Source organism: Mycobacterium sp. (assembly GCF_035506235.1).
Taxonomy (GTDB): Bacteria; Actinomycetota; Actinomycetes; order Mycobacteriales; family Mycobacteriaceae; genus Mycobacterium.
This window is the reverse complement of record NZ_DATJPU010000305.1, coordinates 1-2,537: the sequence shown is the minus strand read 5'-3', so window position 1 is coordinate 2,537 and position 2,537 is coordinate 1. Positions and strand designations below refer to the sequence as shown.

Sequence of the window (2,537 nt, the reverse complement as noted above, 5' to 3'; positions counted from 1 at the left end):
GGGGATGTCGCGCGGCGAGGTGACCACCCGGGCCTTCACCGAGGTGGACACCACCCCACATGACGGGCACGCCGCCGCCGTCGGCTCGGCTGTCGCCACATGAACCACACGGGTCCCGTCGGCGAGCCGCTCGACACGCTCCACCCGTACTCCTGGCAGCCCGAACAACAATGTCGTACCGTCAGACACAGCCCTTGGTTCCTTCCTTCCGCCTGAAATCCGCAAACTTCAGACTTCGGAAGGCCAAGGGCCTCCTCATGCAACGACACGCCCTATGAGAGCGAAATCACAACTGCCCCATCAAAATTGAAGAGCCTTCATAACGGTGAACCTCCCGTGCCTCCTCGATGTGCTCGATAGGCAAGGGATCGAGAACCCCATCGTCTGTGCCAATATCAACAAGATCGGCTTCCGGAGGTGCGGGTATAGAGCTTTACGAGAAAACAATCCGCGAATGCCGCTTCCCGGGTAAAAACAGCTCAACGCAAACCGGGCTGGCGAATCGACTGGCGTAGCGGGCTTCCAGGCCGAGTACTCAACGATGACGCGGGCTGCCCGCGCGAAGGCCGCCTCGGCCCCACCCATCGCCCCGCCCGCAGGCAAGTCCCCGCCAGTACGTCTCCAGCCATCCGGTCAGCTCGCGGGCCCGCCCCAGCGCATCGGCCGGAGCCGACAGAGACCGCGCCGCCGCGATGGCTGCCGGTAGCTCCTCCATCTCTCGGACCACGGTAGCCAGCCCGGCCGCCCCCAGCTTCTCGGCGAACGGCAGCTGGTGCTCGTCGACGTGCTCTCCGTGCCACGAGCGACGGGGGACCATCACCGGGTGCTTTCCCTGCTCGATGCACACCAGGGTCGATCCGGCGCCGGCATGGGTGACGGCCACCGAGGCGCGCCGGATCTGCTCACAGACGTCCCCGAAGGACAGGAAGCGCTCGAACCGGGCGTGGTGCGGCTCGTACCTGCAGGCTCCGAGCTGCACAAAAAAGTCCTCCCCCACCGCGCCCGTCCGGGCCAGCTCGTCGACGGCGCGCGCCAGCCGGTCGAAGGGATGCACCTCCATCCCCATGATCACGAAGATCACACGATCCTCCCGTGGTACTCCGTGCGGGGGATCCGGTCGGCCAATTCGGGCCATTGCACCAGGAAGCGGGAGGCGAAGGGCTTCACCATCCGGGCGGTGAGCGAGAGCTCGGTGATGCGGGTGATGGACTCGACGAAGACGGTGGGGACCCGCAGCAGCCAGGCCAGCCAGAGGAAGGGAGCGGCCACGCCCGAACCGGTGGTCAAGATCATGGCGGGCCGGTGGCGGATCAGGAGCCGGAGCGCCAGCAGCAGGTTGCGCAGAAGGTTGGGGACATTGCGGACGGTGGGGTGCGCCGCCCAGTAAATCTCCTTCTCGTCACGCAGTAGATAGCGGGCGTCGGCGGTCCCGAAGCTCACCCAGTACCGGTCCTTCTCCTGCCAGAACTCGCGCAGGCAAAACATCTCGTAGATATGCCCGCCGGACGACGCGATTAGGAGTAGGCGGCCCATGTCTCCCCTTAGGCGCTCGTGATGAAGGTCTGCCGCACGAGCTTGGCGTCGAGCTGCTGTGAGCGTACGACATGCAGCGATAGTAGGCGAAGTCGTTGTAACGCGCCGGTGGGCGGATTTGGTCCCAGACCTCGCCGATCCGGTCGTGCGTGGTGCAGATGAAGGACTAGAAATTTCCAAGGCCGCGGTCCGCGAATTGGCGTCATCCGTGACTCGCCGGACGCGATTACCGAGGCCAGACAGCAAGTGAAAGAAGTCGTTGACTTCCAGTCGAGGCCGAGGTTACAAGCCGGCAGAGCAACGGCCACCACGAAAGTGCGACGCGGATTACCCGTTCATCTGCGGCGTGGGACCGGTGGTCCACCTGTCGTAGACCTTGCACGGCCGCCAACATGCCGGAGGGCAAAGACTATAATCTTGGATTTTGCTTCCAGACCATCCGAACGGTATGTATACTTCCCGTCATGACGATATTCGGTTTGCCCCGTCGTGGGGTCTGGATCGTCCCGCCAACGAGAGTAGTCGGGGGCTGTTTCTCAGCATGACCACGACGCTTCGCAGCCGAAACGGCCATGCGCCGGTCATCACGCGCAGCCGAAACGGCCATGCGCTTGTCACCGCGCACTTGGTGCCGCCGCCCCCGGAAAAGACCGCTCGGCGTTGGCAGCGCCAGTATTCGAACCGTCTGCGTATCACTGATTTGGTGATCGTCTGCGCTTCGGTTCTGTTCGCGCAGGTCGTGCGGTTCGGTGAATCCGCAATCACTTCGGGTTATCCGGGCCAGTTGATGACGCTGTTCTCGGTTCTCTTCGCGGCCCTTTGGCTGTCATCTATCGCAGTGTTTCACACCAGATCACCCCGCATCATTGGAGCGGGAGTCGATGAGTATCGGCGCCTCACCAGCGCGTCATTCTGGACGTTCGGAATCATCGCGATGGCTACCCTGCTTGCCAAAATCGACGTGGCTCGAGGCTATTTAGCAATTGCGCTTCCGCTGGGCACCA

1 protein-coding gene and 2 pseudogenes are annotated in these 2,537 nt (G+C 63.3%); 1 reads left to right on the top strand and 2 read right to left on the bottom strand.

Going from position 1 to position 2,537, the window contains the following annotated elements; all coding sequences use genetic code 11:
* Positions 1 to 598: 598 nt before the first annotated feature.
* Together VMD50_RS28380 and VMD50_RS28375 are read right to left on the bottom strand one after the other, a co-directional pair.
* Positions 599 to 1,081, bottom strand: a pseudogene (locus VMD50_RS28380) (glycosyltransferase); the annotation flags it as partial.
* Positions 1,078 to 1,533 carry a UDP-N-acetylglucosamine--LPS N-acetylglucosamine transferase gene (locus VMD50_RS28375; protein ID WP_325433072.1) on the bottom strand — a complete coding sequence of 152 codons (456 nt, stop codon included), beginning with the start codon at positions 1,531 to 1,533 and terminating at the stop codon, positions 1,078 to 1,080. The gene VMD50_RS28375 and the pseudogene VMD50_RS28380, both read right to left, overlap by 4 nt.
* Positions 1,534 to 2,074: 541 nt before the next feature.
* On the opposite strand from VMD50_RS28375, the pseudogene VMD50_RS28370 reads away from it, so the two are divergent.
* A pseudogene (locus VMD50_RS28370) lies at positions 2,075 to 2,537 on the top strand (sugar transferase); the annotation flags it as partial.

Bases quoted from the DNA above. Each gene is read 5' to 3' on its own strand.
- VMD50_RS28375 (WP_325433072.1), bottom strand. From the start codon at position 1,533: ATGGGCCGCCTACTCCTAATCGCGTCGTCCGGCGGGCATATCTACGAG.